The following is an 18,082-nucleotide window of genomic DNA, read 5'->3' as shown; positions in this document are numbered from 1 at the left end:
TCAGAACAGTGCCCGGATGTAAGGCAACTTACGCAAATAGCGAACGGCCAGATAGGTGATGCCAAACATCACGCCGGAGAACAGCAGGGAGGCAAAAGGCCAGATTAACTTTTCGTTGATGTTAATCAGCCGCGTCACGGCCAGGTAGACCACCATATGCGCTAAGAAAATACCAAACGAGCACTCTGCTACCGAGGTAAGCCGTTGTTTTATCAGCGGGCTAAAAGTAAAGCGGGCATTCAGTATCAGGTAGAACAGGGCGGCGGAGGCCACCACCGTCGGCGGATAGAAATAGGTGTAGTAGGTTTCCCGCGCGGCATGGGCCGCCAGCGACACAGACCGGGTGCCGGTAAACATCACGATGACCGCCAGAATAAACAGGCCCAGCGCCAGCCAGCCACGCTGCCGGGTAAAGCCTATATCTTTTATCAACAGCGGCAGGAACAGGAAAATCACATAGGCATTAAAGTTATTCAGCGCCATATTGCCGACAAACGAAATCGTGATCTTGAAAGCATCACTGAGAAACGGGAAGGTACAGGAGAACAGAAAGGTCAGTACGGTATAAAACAGGCAGAATGTCCGGCCCCCTTTATAGTAGATCAGCGAGACCAGCGGCATCAGCAGGTAAAGGCCAATCAACGCATATAAAAACCATAACTGAGCCATCGCATTATGATTAATCACCACATCCACCAGCCAGTGCCGGCTAAAAATATCCTCTCCGTTCAGTATCCCGTAAATAAGTGACCAGGCCAGAAACGGCAGGGCAATCCTTGTCAGCCGGCGGCGTACAAAGGCGCGGACATCCATATCCTCTTTAATCAGTAAAAAGGCGGAAATCATAAAAAACAGCGGGACACAAAAGCGTGACAGCGAATAACAGAGGTTAGTGATGTTCCAGGCGACACTGTCAATCGGTGCCATATAAAACGTATTCATCGAGCCATGAATCAGCACCACCGCGCCAATCGCGATGGCGCGCATCACATCAAGGTTGAGGTTTTTTTCCATACTTCCCTGAACGGTACATGAATAAAGATAAGTCGTTTATCTTTATAAGAGAGCCAAATAATTAGCAATAAATTTAGGTTAGGTTGGCGTAAAAATCCGATCGCCATTAAAAAACGGCCAGAAGGAGGCGACATCTGGCCTGGGTGAATCATTCAAATATTGAAAGAAATCTTTAGCCTTGGTAAAGGAACAAAATAAATCCTTCTTTAGAAGGTCTGCCGCACTATTCCGGCAAATGGCCCGGGGGTTTCATGATGAAAAGCGACGGCCGCAGCCGTTTGCGCATCCACAGGCAAGCCATCATCAGCAGGGTAGAGAGGGAAACCAGCGCCGGGATGATCACAATCAGCGTCTGGTAACTCAGCGTGACCGTATGTTCACCCGGCGGCAGGCGTACCCCCATAAAGCCATCATCCAGCGGGACCGGGGCCACGCGTTGCCCATCCACCATCAGCGTATACCCGGCGTACATCACGTACGGCAGGGTATAGAGCGCCGGCTCCGGGGCGGAAACATGGAACGTCGGGTAACCGTTGATGTAGCCGCCCGGCAGGTTCAGCAGGTGATCGCGCGCGGTCGGCGGCAGTGTCTGCGCGGCCAGCAGGTCATAGGTCGTGCCCTGCATGGTGCGGGTGTTGAGGTAATCCGCGTACAGGCGGGTGGTCTGGAACGCCGGCAGCGGCTGGTCAAGCGCACTTTTTACCGGCAACCAGGCGGCGGCCAGCAGGGCGGTGAGCATCAGGGCCGCCGTTTTGCGCTGGTGCGTCAGCAGCCATTGCAACGGCACCACGGCATACAGGGCCAGCAGCGCGCAGGCGCACATCAGCAGCCGCCACGAAAACTGCATGATATTGAGCACCGGCGTATGCGCGGGCAGCCAGTTCCAGTTCACCAGGTTGGTGGTCAGCAGCACCATCACCAGCCCGGCCGCCAGCAGGGTTTTGCCGCGGCGCGCGATTGGCATCAGCAGCGCGGCCAGGCTGAGCAGCAGCAACGGCAGGCCGGGAGAGGAGTAAGTCCCGTTTTGCGTCAGCCCATAGTGGCTGGGCAGGCCGAGCAGCGTTTGCAGCAGGTCGCTTTTATAGCGGTCCATATGGCGGTAGCTGAACAGCATCCCTTTGAAGGCATACACATCGGAATAGACCATATGGTAGAGCAGCGGCCCCCAGTAGAGGCAGGTCAGCGCCAGGATAAGCAACACCGAACGTCCCAGGAACAGCAGGTTCCGGCGGGTGAACAGGGCGCGGGCGTTCAATACGGCAAACAGCAGGAAGAAGATCAGGCTGACCACCACACTGGGAATATTGGACAGCAGGATCAGGGAAGCCGAGAGCGGGATCAACCGGCAGTCGCGCCGGTCGCTGATCAGTGAGCTGCACCCGCGGACAAACAGCGGCATTACCGCCATTGCCAGGCATTCACCGACCGCAAAGCGGACAAACAGGTTATTCAGGAAATAGACGGAGGTGACAAACAGCAGGCCGCACAGGAGACCGGCCGTCAGGCTGTGGTGTTCACGTTTACCGGCATAACAGGCAGAGCTGAACCCGAGAGCCAGGATAAAGGCGAACACCAGCTTCATCTGCACCACATCAGAGGCCAGGCCAAACGTCAGCCCGCGTGCCAGCAGGAACAGCAGCGAGCTGAGCGGCGGGTAGAACATCTGCCAGGAGTAGCCATACTGGTTGGCGTTCCAGTAATCAAACAGCGGCGGGAACTGGCCGTGGGCCAGTGCCTGGTTGAGTGAGGTCATGCGCAGCAGGTGCGCTTCCCAGTCATGCCCGTACCAGATGCCCGCACTCAGCAACGGCAACATCACCATAACGACCATAACGGCGAGTGCCGCCCGGCGCAGACCCTTTTCTGTACCCATGATGTTGCCCTTTCTTACGCCTGATGCCGCTGCCTGCGGAGCCTGCCCGCTGACGCTGTCAGGCCGGGCGGATAAACGATAAGGGCTTTTACCGCATCACGCTATGGGAGGCGATGCACTTATTCTCATTTTGTGCAGTGCATTCCAACCTGCAGGGGTGTCAGTTGCTGCCGAGGCTGCAATCGGGGCAGGCAGCTTGCCGGTGATGGCCGCGGATGGCAGTGGGCAGGAAACCAAAACGTTTGCGGAAACGTTCTGCGAAGCGCGAGCCGCTCTCATAACCCACGCTCTGAGCGATGGCGGCAATCGCCGCATCGGTGTTTTGTAACAGGTGCAGGGCGTGGGTCATGCGGGTGTCGGCGATGATATTGCGCAGCACCTCTGCCTCGGCCGCCAGCCGGCGGCGCAGCATCACTTCGTTCATCTCCAGCCGTTCTGCCACCACCGCGGCCGGCCAGGGGTGGGCGATGTCCGTCAGCAGCAGCTCACGCACCTGCTGGCTGAGGGTGGCCGGCGGCGTGGTATGCAGGCGCACGCCGTGCTGCGCCAGCCACAGGATCTGCTCCTGCATACGGTGGCGGGCAATCGGGGCCGGCAGCGCGGGCGACGTCATCAGCGCGTCGAAGAAGCAGTCAAACGAGTGGGCAAACTGGTTGGCCGGGTCGGGGATAATGGCGGCGGAGGCCACCGGTGACAGCAGCGGGGTGTGCTCGCGGCTGAAATCCGCCAGCAGCGCCGGATCGCAGGCGATGGCTTTGCTGGCGTAGAGGCCTTTCTCATCCAGGCCGTTGTAAACGTCCAGCGTCTGGCCGCCGTTCAGCGCCAGCATCTCACCCTGCTCGATGCGCAGCTCACCCTCACGGGTACGCAGGATGTTATAGCCTTGTGACACATAGATCAGGCAGGGGCGGCTGACGTAAATTGACGGCACGCACAGCGCGCTGTGTTGGATCAGGTGCCCGGCAATGCCGACACCGGGGTAAGAGCGAATTGTCCGTTCCATAAATGTTCAAGATGGCTCATGGCTGCCCGCATCCGGCGGAGGGAGCCGGCCTCCGGGCCGGCACGCGAAAAAACACCGGCCTGCCGGAAGCGGCAGACCCGTTTACTGCGGGTCGCCCTGGAGCATGGTGTACTGCCCGTCGAACTTACCGTAAGCATGGTGCAAATCTTTTTTACGGCCGGTGTTGCCGATAAGCTCAGCCAGTTTATCCATCCTGGCGTTAAGCAGCTGTTTCACCTGGCTTTCGTTATCAAGAATACGCGCCAGCATACGGCGGATCGTCTCCTGCACCTGATCAGGCACGCCGTCATTGACGGGCAGGGCGGCGGTCTGTTCCACCGCCTTGGCGTAGCTGACCTCGAGCTCAACCAGTTCCGGCCACTGCTCCTGGCGCGCCAGGCCGAGCATCTGCTCACTGAGGGTCAGAATCTGTTGATATGCGGTAATAAGGTGCGGGTGACGATCCATTATTTCACGTCCTGAGAAGGTTGATAGTGTGGTCCAATCTGGCGCCAGGCATCTGCGATGTTATCCAACAGCGCGGAAACCTCTTCGAGAGCCGTTAAGTCATTGTGCAAATTGGCCTGTAACAGGCGGCGGCTCATATACTCATAGAGGTTATCCAGATTATCGACCAGCTCGCCGTCCTGTTCACGGTCAAGCCCGGCGCGCAGGCCGCTGTCGATAATATTGATTGCTTTGGAGATCGCATGGCCTTTGTTGGCAATGTCCCCCTGCTCCATGAAAATCTTTGCCCTTACCAGGGCGCTTTGCGCCCCGTCAAACAGCATGACAATTAACTGGTGTGGGCTGGCACTCATTACGCCGCTTTCCAGGCTGACCTGCTGGTAAGAGTGAGCCCCCGAACGATGGTACATAGGTCGTCCTTATGAACTTGACGTGCTGAACTGCTGCGTCAGGTAGCTGGCAGTGTTGTTCAGCTTGGATATCAGGGTATCCAATTGGGTGAACTGGGCCTTATAGCGCGCCATGGTGGCGTCAATGCTGTCGCTCATGTCGTCATAGCGCTGGCTCAGGGTCTTCAGCGTGCTGTTGATGCCGTCGGTGGCATTTTTGATCACGCCCTCTTTACCGGTGGCGGTGCTCAGCATATCCGTCAGGGTATTGTTCATCACGGTAGCGAAACCGGTGGTTTTGCCGTCGCCGACAAAGTACTCCGTGACGCCCTGCGGGTTGCTGGCCAGCGCGGCGGAGAGTTTGGTGTCATCCACCAGCAGGTTGCCGCTGGAGCCGTCAGCCCCGATGGACGGGTCCTGGGTGATGCCGAGCTGCGCCATGATCGCCAGGCTGCCGCTCTGGACGGTGGTCAGCTGGCTGCGCAACTGGGACTGGATGCTGCGCACGTTGCTGTCGCCGAGCAGGGCGCCGTTGCTGCTGGACTGGTCTTCCCCGGTCTCGACTTTGGTGTATTTGGTGACGGTGGCGATGGTGCTCTGCAGCGCGTTATAGGCTTTGACCCACGCATTGATGGCCGTTTTGGTGCTGTCGGTAGCGCGCGTGACTTCCAGCTGCTCTGAGGCACCGGAGGCGCTGGCGGCTTTCAGTTGCAGCGTCACGCCTGACGGCGCATCGGTAATGGTGTTGCTGCTGCGCTCAATCGCCACGCCGTTCACCGTCAGCTTGGCATTCTGTGACTGCACCTGCTCACTCATGCCGTTGCCGGTGCCGCCGGCGGTATAGCCAATCACCGCCTGCAAGGCGTCATCACCGCTGACGCTGACGGTCATGTCATAGTCGGTACCGGTGGATTTGGAGCTGAGCATCAGGCGGTAATCGCCGTCATTCGCTTTGATAATGCTGGCCGAGACATCGCCGCCGCTTTTGTTGATGGCGTTCGCGATGCCGGTCAGGCTGGTCTGGTCGTCGGTCAGGCTGATGCTCAGCGGCGTGTCGTTGCCGGGCTGGGTAATGGTCAGGGTGCGGGTCGCGCCGGTGGTGCCGAGCTGCGCGGTGTTGCTGCTGACTGAGCCGGAGAGCAGGGTCTGCGCCTTGGCTATTTGCGTCACGGAGACGGAATAGCTGCCGGTGTTGGCGGTGCTGTCCGTGGTGGCGGTAAAGGCGGTGTTGGTGCTGCTGACAGTGGTGCTGTTAAACGCCGTGGTTTTTGTCAGTGCCGCGGTAGCGGTTTGCAGGCTGGTCAGGGAGCTTTGCAGTTTACCATAGGCACTCAGCTGGCTGTTATAGCTGCTCTGCTGGGTGGTGATGGTAGTCAGCTTGGATTGCTCAGCGGTTTCGAGGGACGTATATAATGTGCTGAGATCGAGGCCCGATCCTACCCCCAGGTTACTGATCGTCGTAGACGCCATATATGCTTCCTTAATGTTGAGTATGTACCTGAAAGCAGGTATCGGCCCGGAAGCGTAAAAGTTTACGTAAAGTCAAAAAAAATGATGCGCGGAATAGCGCGGAAGAATAGAGGGTATTGTGGCGATAGTGGCCGCGGGCAACGCAGCCGGCGGGCGGGGCGGTTCGCCCGTGGGTGGCGGCCATCATAAAACAGGCCGTGGCGAATAAGAAGAAGGGAAAGCAGAAGAAAGGAAAATAAGAGAGAAGAAAAGCCCCTGCACGTTAACCGCGGCCGGAAAGCGCACCGGGATATCATTATTACCGTGTAAAACACCGTCATTTATCACGCCGGGCGCAGGCCATTTTGCCCCGTTTCCCACCGTTTTACCGCCATCAGGTGAGTTATTTGAATTAATTTCCGTTTAATATCATAATCTTACTCTATTTTTAAAATTTCTTTTAAAGTTCCCCCATAACGCGCCGATAAATTTTAGGACGGTGAGAGACGCCGTGAGCAACAAGCTCAAACCTAAACCTAATTTGCGATTAAGGAATACCACTATGTCAGTTATCAATACTAACCTGATGTCCCTGACTACTCAGAACAACCTGAACAAATCTCAGTCTGCTCTGGGCACCGCTATCGAGCGTCTGTCATCTGGTCTGCGTATCAACAGTGCAAAAGACGATGCGGCTGGTCAAGCGATCTCCAACCGTTTCACTTCTAACATCAAAGGCCTGACTCAGGCAGCACGTAACGCCAACGACGGTATCTCCATGGCGCAGACCGCTGAAGGCGCGCTGAACGAGATCAACACCAACTTGCAGCGTGTTCGTGAACTGACCGTACAGGCAGCGAACGGCACCAACAGCGACAGCGACCTGGCTTCTCTGCAGGACGAAGTGACCGCACGTCTGAACGAAATCAACCGTGTTGCCAGCCAGACCTCTTTCAACGGCACCAACCTGCTGGACGGCTCTGCCGGTACTGGTGGTGTGGTTAAAATCCAGGTTGGCGCAGACGACGGCCAGACCATCGACCTGAACCTGACCGGTGCTAAAGCTGACACCACCACCCTGGGTGTGGCTTCCATCGACCTGAAAGCGCTGGCAGGTACCGAGCTGGCAACCATCGACACCGCGATCAGCACCGTCGACAAAGCACGTAGCGGCCTGGGTGCGGTTCAGAACCGTTTCGAGTCCACTGTTAACAACATCAACAACACCGTAACCAACCTGAGCGCCGCTCAGTCCCGTATTCAGGATGCTGACTACGCGACCGAAGTGTCCAACATGAGCCGCGCGCAGATCCTGCAGCAGGCTGGTACTTCTGTACTGTCCCAGGCGAACCAGGTTCCTCAGGGCGTTCTGTCCCTGCTGCGTTAATCCCGCACGCTGGTTTCGTTCCCAACCCCGCTTCGGCGGGGTTTATTTTAACCAGTGGTAATACTTAAGTTAAATTTTTCGTTGCTTCAGGTTGTTTGGCAGTACAACAGCGTGAATGTCGTGTAAAGTATCGGCCGCGATTCAGATTTATCTTAGGGAAAAAAAGAAAAAGCCGCGACGACATAAAACAAATAGCCACCCTTTTTACGGTTTGTTCTGCCGATTACTTCGCCTGGGGACAGGGATAATACGTCTAACCCCACCCCATGCCAGGTTTTAACAGTGAGCGATTTGTATAACGCCGAAGGCGTCATCGACAAGAATACTCTGTGGCAGCGTTATGTTCCGCTTGTCCGCCATGAAGCCCTGCGCCTCCAGGTGCGGTTGCCCGCCAGCGTTGAGCTGGATGACCTGCTTCAGGCAGGGGGCATTGGGCTGCTGAATGCGGTTGATCGTTACGATGCGCTACAGGGCACGGCTTTTACTACCTACGCGGTGCAACGCATCCGTGGGGCCATGCTGGATGAACTGCGCAGCCGCGACTGGGCACCCCGCAGCGTGCGCCGCAATGCGCGCGAAGTGTCGGTGGCCATGCAGCAGGCTGAACAGCTGCTCGGGCGCCCGCCCACTGAAAGTGAAGTGGCACAGACGTTGGCCATCCCGTTGGAGGAGTACCGTCAGATCCTGATGGATACCAACAACAGCCAGCTGTTCTCCTACGATGAGTGGCGGGAAGAACATGGCGACAGTGCCGAGACACTGACGGAAGGCCATGAAGAGAGCAACCCATTGCACCATTTGCTGGAGGGCAGCCTCCGCCAGCGGGTGATGGACGCTATCGAGGCGTTGCCCGAACGCGAAAAAATGGTGTTAACACTGTATTACCAGGAAGAGCTGAACCTGAAGGAGATCGGGGCTGTGCTTGAAGTGGGGGAATCCCGCGTCAGCCAGCTGCACAGTCAGGCTATCAAGCGCTTGCGAGCCCGACTCAATGCCGATCACTAATCGTGTGCCTGCCCGGCAGGCACCCTCTTCAGAGTTCCGCCCCTTAATAAAAAATCACATTAGCGGAATTTTTATATGCCAGGCACATCTGTAAAAAAACGGCCGCTGAGCCGCTATCTTAAAGACTACAAACACAGCCAGACTCACTGTTCGCAATGCACCAAGCAGCTTGACCGCATGGCGCTGGTTTTCCGCGGACAGATCATTAATAAAGAAGCCATTGCGGGCATGGATCAGCTGATCGACGATCAGGTCTGGCTGAAGCTGCAAAATGAGCTGATGGCGCTGTGCCGTTTTTGCAGTGAGATCTCCTGCAACAGCAACCCTGAGTATTTTGATATTAAAGCGTTCAAGCAATACCTGTTTGAGCAGACCGAAATGAGCCACAGCACGGTGCGTGAATACGTTGTGCGCCTGCGCCGCCTGGATGAGATGCTGAGTGCCTGCAACTATCCGCGTGACCGCATCAAAGGCAACAGCATTCACCAGCGGATCATTGAGGATTTGCCGGACGCCGGCCACAACAATTACCGCATCGCCCTGCGTAAATATGATCAGTACCTGGCCTGGCAAAGCCAGCCGCGCTGAGCCGGCCTGTGTTACCCGATAACCGGATGCGCCCCCGTCATGCTGTGACCGGGGCGCATTTTTGTTTTTATGCGCCTTAATTGCCCCTCTGCACGCGATCCTGCACCGCAATGGATGAATCCCGAAGAAACATCTGCTAGATCTATAGGTTGAATCTCTGCACCGTCCTGAGGGGAAACAGGTGAGCCAACAACCGAACACACCATCCTACCGTTACCTGGCTGAGCAACTGGCCGCCGTGCCGCGCCTTGACCTGGTCGGCCCGGCCACGCCGCTTGAGCGCCTTGACCGTCTCTCCGATTATCTCGGCCATGATATTTACATGAAGCGGGATGACCTCACGCCGCTGGCGCTGGGCGGCAACAAGCTGCGCAAGCTGGAGTTTCTGGCCGCCGAGGCGTTGCGGCAGGGGGCCGACACGCTGGTCACCGCCGGGGCAATCCAGTCCAACCATGTGCGCCAGACGGCGGCCGTGGCCGCCCGGCTCGGCCTGCATTGTGTGGCCTTGCTGGAAAGCCCGTTTGCGGCCCCGGCAGCCGATCATTACCACCCCGGCGACAACTACCAGCACAACGGCAACCGGCTGCTGCTGGATCTGTTCAATACTGAGGTGGTGATGTGTGACGCGCTGCATGACCCGCAGGCGCAGCTGCGCGAGCAGGCGGATCGGCTGGAAGCGCAGGGCTTCCGCCCGTATGTGATCCCGGTGGGCGGCTCCAATGGCCTGGGCGCGCTGGGGTATATCCAGTGCGCGCTGGAGATTGCCCGGCAGGCGCAACAGGTGGCGTTCGGCAGTGTGGTGGTGGCGTCCGGCAGTGCCGGCACCCATGCCGGGCTGGCGGTGGGGTTGCAATCACTGATGCCGGACACCACGTTGGTTGGCGTCACGGTGTCACGCAAGGCACAGGAGCAGCAGCCGAAAGTGGTGGCGCTGCAACAGGAGGTGTCGGCGTTGCTGTCGCTCACCGATGCCCCCGCGCCGGTCACGCTGTGGGATGAGTACGTCGGCCCGCGTTACGGCGTGCCGAGCGAGGAGGGCATGGCTGCGGTGAAACTGCTGGCGGCGCAGGAGGGCATTCTGCTGGACCCGGTCTACACCGGCAAAGCGATGGCCGGATTGATCGACGGCCTTGAGCGCAAGCGCTTTGCCGCCGGACCAATTCTGTTTGTGCATACCGGCGGTGCACCGGCGCTGTTTGCCTATCCACCGTCACACTAACCACATTATCTATAACTTTCCGGTATAACCATAGGATGATCTATTCCTGTTAACCGGTAAACTAAATGATAACATGCTGAAATCAAAATAATTAACATGTCATAAGGGGTAGCTATGGGTGTTTCCGTATTTCGTCGTCATTTACTGATGGGCATGATGGCCGTCACCCTGACCAGCGGGATGGTCAGCACAACCTACGCGGCTGACCAGTTGGATCAGGTGAAACAGCGCGGCACGCTGGTGGTCGGGCTGGAAGGCACCTATCCGCCGTTCAGCTTCCAGGGGGAAGACGGCAAACTCACGGGGTTTGAAGTGGAATTTGCTGAGGCCCTGGCCCAGCACCTCGGCGTGAAAGCCAAACTGTCGCCGACCAAATGGGACGGGATGCTCGCCTCGCTGGATTCCAAACGCATCGATGTGGTGATAAACCAGGTCACGATTTCCGATGAGCGTAAGAAAAAGTATGACTTCTCCACCCCGTACACGGTGTCCGGCATCCAGGCCCTGACCAAGAAAGGCAACGAGGGCGGCATCACCAAACCGGAGGATCTCTCTGGGAAGAAAGTGGGCGTCGGCCTCGGCACCAACTATGAGCAGTGGGTGCGTGAGAACGTGAAAGGCGTGGACATCCGCACCTATGATGATGACCCGACCAAATACCAGGACCTGCGCTTCGGCCGTGTCGATGCCATTCTGGTAGACCGCCTGGCGGCGCTGGACCTGGTGAAGAAAACCGGCAATGTGATGGCGGTGGCCGGCCCGGCCTTCTCCCGCCAAGAGTCCGGTGTGGCGTTGCGCAAAGGCAACCCGCAGATGCTGGCAGCCGTGGATAAAGCGATTGCCGACATGCAGCAGGACGGCTCGCTGAAAAAAATCTCTGAAAAATGGTTCGGTGCTGACGTCACCAAATAACCCCCGCGCCGGTGAGTCATCACCGGCCCATTTTCACCTCCGGCGTTGTGCGCCGACAGGGTTCGACAGATGCAAGAAAGTATTCAACTGGTGCTGGATTCAGCACCCTTTTTATTGAAGGGGACACTGTTTACCCTTCAGCTCAGTATCGGTGGTATGGCCTTTGGCCTGTTCCTGGGGTTTGTGCTGGCGCTGATGCGCCTTTCGCGTTTCTGGCCACTGGCCTGGCTCTCGCGGATTTATGTGTCAATTTTTCGCGGCACACCGCTGATTGCCCAGCTGTTTATGATTTATTACGGCCTGCCGCAGTTCGGCATCGAGCTGGACCCGATGCCGGCGGCGATGATTGGGCTGTCGCTGAATACCGCGGCCTATACGTCGGAAACGTTGCGCGCGGCGATTTCGTCGATTGAGAGAGGGCAGTGGGAAGCGGCCGCCAGTATCGGCATGACGCCGTGGCAGACGCTGCGCCGGGTGATTCTGCCGCAGGCGGCCCGCACCGCGCTGCCGCCGCTGGGCAACAGTTTTATCAGCCTGGTGAAAGACACCTCGCTGGCCGCGACCATCCAGGTGCCGGAGCTGTTCCGTCAGGCGCAGCTGATTACCTCGCGCACGTTTGAGGTGTTCACCATGTATCTGGCTGCCTCACTGGTGTACTGGGTGCTGGCGACGCTGCTTTCGGCGTTGCAAAACCGGCTTGAAGCCCGTGTTAACCGACAGGATCAGGAGTAACCATGAGTGCCATTGACGTAAAGAACCTGACCAAAGCCTTTAAAGGCAATACGGTGCTGCATGGGATTGATCTGGCGGTGGATGCCGGGGAAGTGGTGGCCATTATCGGCCCCAGCGGTTCCGGCAAGACCACGCTGTTGCGCAGTATTAATCTGCTGGAAGTGCCGGACGGCGGCACCATCAGCGTCGGCAAGATAACGATTGACGGCAGCCAGCCGCTGAGCCGGCAGAAGCAGAAGGTGCGCGCCCTGCGCCAGCAGGTTGGGTTTGTGTTCCAGAATTTTAATCTGTTCCCGCACCGTTCGGTGCTGGAGAATATCATTGAGGGGCCGGTGATCGTGAAGGGCGAGCCGCGCGCCGAGGCGGAGCAGCGCGCCCGCGAGTTGCTGGCGAAGGTCGGGCTGAGCGGTAAGGAGAGCGCCTACCCGCGCCGTCTTTCCGGCGGCCAGCAGCAGCGAGTGGCGATTGCCCGCGCGCTGGCGATGCGCCCCGAGGTGATTTTATTCGACGAACCGACCTCCGCCCTCGACCCGGAGCTGGTGGGCGAAGTATTGAGCACCATCCGCGCCCTGGCGCAGGAGCGCCGCACCATGGTGATCGTCACCCACGAGATGAGTTTCGCCCGTGACGTCGCCGATCGCGCCATTTTCATGGACAACGGCCGCATCGTCGAACAAGGCCCGGCCAAAGCGCTGTTCACCCACCCGCAACACGCCCGCACCCGCCAGTTCCTGGACAAATTCCTGAACCAGGCCTGACCCAAAAGGTGCCGGACACCCCGGCACCTTTATTCTGCTTTCCCAAATACCTTATTTCTCCCTCTGCGAAAAACATTTACGTTAGCGAAAACATTCACCACCTACTTTTTCCTTACATAGCCAGGAATTTGCAGTTAGGTGGGGGCGTAAAAATCACTGCCGAATGAAGCCAGCAGGGCTGGATAAGACTCAGATTTACCTGCCTATTCTTTCCTTACATACCAAAAGATATGCAGTCTGGTGGGGGCGTAAAAATCATTGCCGAGTGGAGACGAAGGGCCGGGCGAACGGGCATGGATGCCCGTGAGAGTCGCAGCCACGCCGGGAGCGTGTCTGCGGCGGCCCGATTAGCCCGGAGACGGAGTGAGGGGAGCCGCGAGAGCGGCCAATGATTCAGCCAAACCACCGAAAGTGCGCGGGTGCAGGGCGAGCGCACTGGCGCGCCCTGCTCGGTTGAGGCGCGAAAAGCCGGGTAGATAACCGTACATAAACAACCGAAACATGCCACTTCACGACCAGTGGCGGCAGCGGGGCTACAGAAAGGGTTCTGGTCGTATGCCAACGCAACATACCTCAATCCCAGTGAGTATATCCTCCCGAAGCCACTTCAATCTTCCTCCCAAAAAACAAAAAAAGGGCACGGTTTCCCGCACCCCCCTTTTTCAATATCAAGTCCCCGTTGCCCGCCGGTTAACTCACCGGCCAGGCTACCGGTCAGCCTAACTAGCCGATGGTCATCAAACTCGCATTCCCCCCCGCTGCCGCGGTATTAATACTCAGCGAACGCTCCAGCAGCAGGCGCTCCAGCAGCAGATGCGTTTCGCCGCGGGCAAAGCCCTGCACCGACACAATCGCCCCGGCGCGCTGGGCCACATGCTCACACAGCGCACGCAGCTGATCGGAATCCCCGTGGTGGATCACCGCGTCATATTCGGCATTGCCTGCCTGCCAGTCCGGCGTGAAGTCAATACGCGCCTGCACTTCCTGCGGCAAGCGCTTGAACAGCGCCCGTTGCATGTCACCTTCCGGCCACAGCACCCGGCTGCCCACCGACAACACCCCGGCCAGTTGCGTCCAGGCGTCGTTTTCATCATCGGCCAGGCAGAGCACCTGCTCACGCGGCATCAGCGCGTAGGTGTTCCGTTCGCCTGTCGGCCCCGGCAGGCTGCGCACCGTGCCGCCCTGCGCCCAGTCGGCGTAGTGGCTGCACAGGGCGGACAGCGGGGCCATCTGCTGGGCGTCCGCCCAGTTTTTCAGCGCCTGCAACGGTGCCTGCAATGGCTGGCGCGCGCTGGAGTCCAGCGCCAGTTGCTGATCCTGACGGGTCAGGGTGCGGTGCACCGCATCATCCGGGCGGCTGGCAAGCAGGCGGTAGAGGTAGAGCGGGCCACCGGCTTTCGGGCCGGTACCGGACAACCCCTCGCCGCCGAACGGCTGCACGCCGACCACGGCACCCACCATATTACGGTTAACGTAGAGGTTACCGACCCGCGCCTTGCTGGTGACGCGGGCGATGGTTTCGTCGATGCGGGTATGCACGCCCAGCGTCAGGCCGTACCCCGCGGCGTTGATCTGGTCGATCAGGCCGTCGAGGTTCTGGCGGGAGTAACGCACCACGTGCAGCACCGGGCCGAAGATCTCGCGTTTCAGTTCGTCAAAGCTCTCCAGCTCAATCAGCGTCGGTTTGACAAAGGTGCCTGCCGGCCACTCTTTCTCATCCTGCGCATTGGCTTTCGCCGCCTGATAGACCTTGCGGCCTTTGGCGCGCATCGCGTTGATGTGCTTCTCAATATTGGCTTTGGCTTCGGCATCAATCACCGGGCCAACGTCGGTGGAGAGGCGCTCCGGGTTGCCCATCCGGCATTCAGCCATCGCACCGCGCAGCATCTGCAGAGTGTGTTCCGCCACCTCATCCTGTACGCACAGCACGCGCAGGGCCGAGCAGCGCTGGCCGGCGCTGTCGAAGGCGGAGGCGACCACGTCGGTGACCACTTGTTCGGTCAGGGCGGAGGAGTCAACAATCATCGCATTCAGCCCGCCGGTTTCGGCAATCAGCGGCGTCGGGCGGCCCTGCGGATCCAGGCGACCGGCGATGTTGCGTTGCAGCAGCGACGCCACCTCCGTGGAGCCGGTAAACATCACGCCGCGTACGCGGGCATCGTTCACCAGTTTCGCCCCGACGGTCGCGCCGTCACCCGGCAGCAGTTGCAGCACCCCGGCCGGGACACCGGCTTCATGCAGCAGCTTCACCGCCAGCGAGGCGATAAGCGGCGTCTGTTCGGCCGGTTTGGCCAGCACGCTGTTGCCTGCCGCCAGCGCGGCGGCAATCTGGCCGGTAAAGATCGCCAGCGGGAAGTTCCACGGGCTGATACACACCACCGGCCCCAGCGGGCGGTGGCTGTCGTTGGCGAAGTCCTGACGGATCAGGCCCGCGTAATAGTGCAGGAAATCCACGGCTTCGCGCACTTCAGCAATGGCGTTGCTGAAGGTTTTGCCCGCCTCGCGCACCAGCACGCCCAGCAGGTTTTGCAGTTGCGCTTCCATCAGTTCCGCCGCGCGGGACAGGATGGCCGCACGCTCTTCCGGCGGGGTGGCGAACCAGATCGGCCCGGCCGCCGCGGAGGCGTCCAGCGCGCGGCTGATCTCCGCCTCGGTGGTGTCACGCACATAGCCCACCACATCACGCGGCTCAGCCGGGTTTATCACCGGCTGGGCTTCGCCAGTCTCTTTTTCGGCATCGATCAGCGGTTCCGCATTCAGTGGGTGCGCGGCGGTGCTGAGCAGGGCGCTGGACAGGGACGCCAGGCGCTGCTCGTTGGAAAGATCCAGGCCGGAGGAGTTCACACGCTCATCACCATACAGCTCACGCGGCAGCGGGATGCGCGGGTGCGGCAGGCCAATCTGCCCCTCCTGGGCGGCCAGGGTTTCCACGGCACTGACCGGATCGGCCACCAGCTCTTCCAGCGGCAGGGTGGCATCGGCGATGCGGTTCACAAAGGAGGTGTTCGCCCCGTTCTCCAGCAGGCGGCGCACCAGATAGGCCAGCAGCGTTTCGTGGGTGCCCACCGGCGCATAGATGCGGCACGGGCGGTTCAGTTTGCCGTCGGCAATTTTGCCCACCACCTGCTCATACAGCGGTTCACCCATGCCGTGCAGGCACTGGAACTCATACTGGCCCGGATAGTAGTTATTCCCGGCCAGATGGTAGATGGCCGCCAGCGTGTGGGCGTTATGGGTGGCGAACTGCGGGTAAATCAGGTTCGGCACGGCCAGCAGTTTGCGGGCGCAGGCCAGGTAGGAGACGTCGGTATACACCTTGCGGGTATAGACCGGGTAGCCCTCGAGGCCGTCCATCTGGGCGCGTTTGATTTCGCTGTCCCAGTAGGCGCCTTTCACCAGGCGGATCATCAGGCGGCGGCGGCTGCGGCCGGCCAGGTCGATCAGGCTGTCAATCACAAACGGGCAGCGTTTCTGGTAAGCCTGGATAACAAAGCCGATGCCGTTCCAGCCTGCCAGTTGCGGTTCGAAGCAGAGTTTTTCCAGCAAATCGAGCGAGATCTCCAGCCGGTCGGCTTCTTCGGCATCGATGTTGATGCCGATGTCATATTTGCGTGCCTGCAACGTCAGGGCCAGCAGGCGCGGATAGAGTTCATCCATCACGCGTTCATACTGGGCACGGCTGTAACGCGGGTGCAGCGCTGACAGCTTGATGGAAATGCCCGGCCCCTCATAGATGCCGCGGCCATTGGAGGCTTTGCCGATGGCATGGATCGCCTGCTGGTAGGAGGTCAGGTAAGCCTGCGCATCCGCTTCCGTCAGCGCCGCTTCACCCAGCATGTCATAGGAGTAGCGGAACCCTTTCTCTTCAAGTTTGCGGGCGTTGGCCAGCGCTTCGGCGATGGTTTCACCGGTCACAAACTGTTCGCCCATCAGGCGCATCGCCATGTCCACGCCTTTGCGGATCAGCGGTTCGCCGCTTTTGCCGATGATGCGGTTCAGTGAACGGGAGAGGTTGGCTTCATTGTGGGTCGAGACCAGGCGGCCGGTAAACAGCAGCCCCCAGGTGGCCGCGTTAACGAACAGGGAAGAACTGCGGCCAAGGTGGGAGTGCCAGTTGCCGTTGCTGATCTTATCCCGGATCAACGCATCGCGCGTGGCCTTGTCAGGAATACGCAGCAAGGCTTCGGCCAGGCACATCAGCGCCACGCCCTCTTGTGAGGAGAGGGAGAACTCCTGGAGCAGGCCTTGCACCATCCCGGCGCGTCCGCTTGCCCCTTTTTGGTGCCGGAGCTTCTCCGCGATGCGGTAAGCGAGCTGGTGGGTTGACTCGGCCAGCGGGGCAGGCAGGCGCGCCTGCTCCAGCAGCATCGGCACCGCTTCGGTTTCCGGGCGGCGGTAAGCCGCGGTGATGGCGGCACGGTTAACGGACTGCGGCAGGATCTGCTCAGCAAACTCCAGGAAGGGCTGGGGGGCATCACCGGCCGGCAGGGCAGGTGCCTCATCGGCCTCTGCCGCTGTGGCACCGGCTGCGGCAAACTCCGGCAACGCTTCGCCACTCTCCAGCCGTTCCAGATAGGTAAAAATGGCCTGCTTGATTAGCCAATGCGGCGTGCGGTCGATCTGCTGCGCGGCAGTTTTGATGCGATCGCGTGTGGCTTCGTCCAGCTTCACGCCCATTGTGGTAGTGCCCATGCCAACTGACTCCTGTAGTCGAGACTGCTTTATAAAGAGATGCACCGGGTTTCAGAAAATCTTTCCGGTTTCTGACAAGACAAGGGTTTCTGTTAAAACACGCAAAAGAAACTGCGCAGAGAATAGCGCCAGTGACCTCCATGTTGCAACTTTGTGCAACCCTGTTTTTATCATGTTTTGTCATGTTTAATTTTGTTAATTCATGCAGGATTCATGCCGTTTTTTACAGCAAATCCTGTAAACAAAATAAACAGGCACAGTTATTGCTTTGAAACTGGCACGTCCCGGCCCTGTACCGGCCTGATAGTGTCCGGCGCAGGCCAGGCGTGGCCTGAAAAAGGTGTGCCCCCTCTTCTGAGGGGGCCAAGGGTAGGGTGATACCCCGGAAGTGCTACCCAGTACAACCGCTGGTGATTATTTGTGTGATGCGGCGTCAGGTTTATGTTTCCTGATTGTTAAATACGTTGGCACAGCCCAGTCACCTCATCTAGGATGTGCCGCGCGGCAGTCAGGGCCGACATAAAACATGAACAGGGTATTACTCCCCGACAATCAGCAGGGTTTTTTCAGAAAGCCGGGACAGATAACAGGCC

At 59.0% G+C, this 18,082-nt stretch carries 14 protein-coding genes; 7 read left to right on the top strand and 7 right to left on the bottom strand.

The window, feature by feature from the left end; genetic code table 11:
- From JK232_RS00785 to fliD, 6 genes are all read right to left on the bottom strand, one after another.
- The gene (locus JK232_RS00785; RefSeq protein ID WP_212588655.1) at nt 1-1,014 is read right to left on the bottom strand and encodes an acyltransferase; all 1,014 of its coding nucleotides are present in this window, start codon (nt 1,012-1,014) and stop codon (nt 1-3) included.
- A 223-nt stretch (nt 1,015-1,237) separates the two neighbouring features.
- Nucleotides 1,238-2,887, bottom strand: coding sequence for a glycosyltransferase family protein (locus JK232_RS00780; RefSeq protein ID WP_212588654.1), 1,650 nt, complete (start codon nt 2,885-2,887; stop codon nt 1,238-1,240).
- A gap of 160 nt (nt 2,888-3,047) precedes the next feature.
- Nucleotides 3,048-3,890, bottom strand: a complete 843-nt coding sequence (locus tag JK232_RS00775) for a helix-turn-helix transcriptional regulator (protein WP_072928534.1) — start codon at nt 3,888-3,890, stop codon at nt 3,048-3,050.
- A 102-nt stretch (nt 3,891-3,992) separates the two neighbouring features.
- A complete protein-coding gene (gene fliT / locus JK232_RS00770) occupies nt 3,993-4,358 on the bottom strand; it encodes a flagella biosynthesis regulatory protein FliT (protein ID WP_072928535.1) in 366 nt (121 codons plus the stop codon).
- Nucleotides 4,358-4,768, bottom strand: a complete 411-nt coding sequence (gene fliS / locus JK232_RS00765; RefSeq protein ID WP_072928536.1) for a flagellar export chaperone FliS — start codon at nt 4,766-4,768, stop codon at nt 4,358-4,360. Before fliS ends, fliT begins: the two co-directional genes overlap by 1 nt.
- A 9-nt stretch (nt 4,769-4,777) precedes the next feature.
- Nucleotides 4,778-6,217, bottom strand: a complete 1,440-nt coding sequence (gene fliD / locus JK232_RS00760) for a flagellar filament capping protein FliD (protein WP_101828897.1) — start codon at nt 6,215-6,217, stop codon at nt 4,778-4,780.
- Between the two features lie 541 nt (nt 6,218-6,758).
- Between fliD and JK232_RS00755 the strand changes: the two genes are divergently transcribed.
- The 7 genes from JK232_RS00755 (at nt 6,759) to tcyN (ending at nt 12,797) form a co-directional block, all read left to right on the top strand.
- On the top strand, nt 6,759-7,583 hold the full coding sequence (locus JK232_RS00755; protein ID WP_212588653.1) for a flagellin N-terminal helical domain-containing protein: 825 nt from the start codon (nt 6,759-6,761) through the stop codon (nt 7,581-7,583).
- Nucleotides 7,584-7,865: 282 nt separating this feature from the next.
- The gene (locus JK232_RS00750) at nt 7,866-8,588 is read left to right on the top strand and encodes an RNA polymerase sigma factor FliA (RefSeq protein ID WP_072928539.1); all 723 of its coding nucleotides are present in this window, start codon (nt 7,866-7,868) and stop codon (nt 8,586-8,588) included.
- A gap of 75 nt (nt 8,589-8,663) precedes the next feature.
- Nucleotides 8,664-9,176, top strand: coding sequence for a flagella biosynthesis regulatory protein FliZ (fliZ, locus tag JK232_RS00745; RefSeq protein ID WP_072928540.1), 513 nt, complete (start codon nt 8,664-8,666; stop codon nt 9,174-9,176).
- Nucleotides 9,177-9,393: 217 nt separating this feature from the next.
- Entirely contained in the window at nt 9,394-10,395 is a 1,002-nt protein-coding gene (locus JK232_RS00740; protein WP_241522898.1) for a D-cysteine desulfhydrase, read from the top strand.
- Between the two features lie 114 nt (nt 10,396-10,509).
- Nucleotides 10,510-11,307, top strand: coding sequence for a cystine ABC transporter substrate-binding protein (tcyJ, locus tag JK232_RS00735; protein WP_072928541.1), 798 nt, complete (start codon nt 10,510-10,512; stop codon nt 11,305-11,307).
- A gap of 69 nt (nt 11,308-11,376) precedes the next feature.
- A complete protein-coding gene (gene tcyL, locus JK232_RS00730; protein WP_072928542.1) occupies nt 11,377-12,039 on the top strand; it encodes a cystine ABC transporter permease in 663 nt (220 codons plus the stop codon).
- Nucleotides 12,040-12,041: 2 nt separating this feature from the next.
- On the top strand, nt 12,042-12,797 hold the full coding sequence (gene tcyN / locus JK232_RS00725; RefSeq protein ID WP_072928543.1) for an L-cystine ABC transporter ATP-binding protein TcyN: 756 nt from the start codon (nt 12,042-12,044) through the stop codon (nt 12,795-12,797).
- Nucleotides 12,798-13,520: 723 nt separating this feature from the next.
- Here the strand turns inward: tcyN and putA are convergent.
- Nucleotides 13,521-17,489: a trifunctional transcriptional regulator/proline dehydrogenase/L-glutamate gamma-semialdehyde dehydrogenase gene (gene putA / locus JK232_RS00720; RefSeq protein WP_212588652.1), complete on the bottom strand. Its 3,969-nt coding sequence runs from the start codon at nt 17,487-17,489 to the stop codon at nt 13,521-13,523.
- Between the last annotated feature and the right edge of the window lie 593 nt (nt 17,490-18,082).

It is taken from the genome of Nissabacter archeti, assembly GCF_018257325.1.
Classification (GTDB): domain Bacteria; phylum Pseudomonadota; class Gammaproteobacteria; order Enterobacterales; family Enterobacteriaceae; genus Chimaeribacter; species Chimaeribacter arupi.
The sequence above is the reverse complement of the archived record's forward strand: the minus strand, read 5'-3'. Positions and strand labels throughout refer to the sequence as shown.

Bases quoted from the DNA above. Each gene is read 5' to 3' on its own strand.
- JK232_RS00780 (WP_212588654.1), bottom strand. From the start codon at position 2,887: ATGGGTACAGAAAAGGGTCTGCGCCGGGCGGCACTCGCCGTTATGGTC.
- fliD (WP_101828897.1), bottom strand. From the start codon at position 6,217: ATGGCGTCTACGACGATCAGTAACCTGGGGGTAGGATCGGGCCTCGAT.
- tcyJ (WP_072928541.1), top strand. From the start codon at position 10,510: ATGGGTGTTTCCGTATTTCGTCGTCATTTACTGATGGGCATGATGGCC.
- tcyN (WP_072928543.1), top strand. From the start codon at position 12,042: ATGAGTGCCATTGACGTAAAGAACCTGACCAAAGCCTTTAAAGGCAAT.
- fliS (WP_072928536.1), bottom strand. From the start codon at position 4,768: ATGTACCATCGTTCGGGGGCTCACTCTTACCAGCAGGTCAGCCTGGAA.
- JK232_RS00785 (WP_212588655.1), bottom strand. From the start codon at position 1,014: ATGGAAAAAAACCTCAACCTTGATGTGATGCGCGCCATCGCGATTGGC.
- fliZ (WP_072928540.1), top strand. From the start codon at position 8,664: ATGCCAGGCACATCTGTAAAAAAACGGCCGCTGAGCCGCTATCTTAAA.
- putA (WP_212588652.1), bottom strand. From the start codon at position 17,489: ATGGGCACTACCACAATGGGCGTGAAGCTGGACGAAGCCACACGCGAT.
- JK232_RS00775 (WP_072928534.1), bottom strand. From the start codon at position 3,890: ATGGAACGGACAATTCGCTCTTACCCCGGTGTCGGCATTGCCGGGCAC.
- fliT (WP_072928535.1), bottom strand. From the start codon at position 4,358: ATGGATCGTCACCCGCACCTTATTACCGCATATCAACAGATTCTGACC.
- JK232_RS00755 (WP_212588653.1), top strand. From the start codon at position 6,759: ATGTCAGTTATCAATACTAACCTGATGTCCCTGACTACTCAGAACAAC.
- tcyL (WP_072928542.1), top strand. From the start codon at position 11,377: ATGCAAGAAAGTATTCAACTGGTGCTGGATTCAGCACCCTTTTTATTG.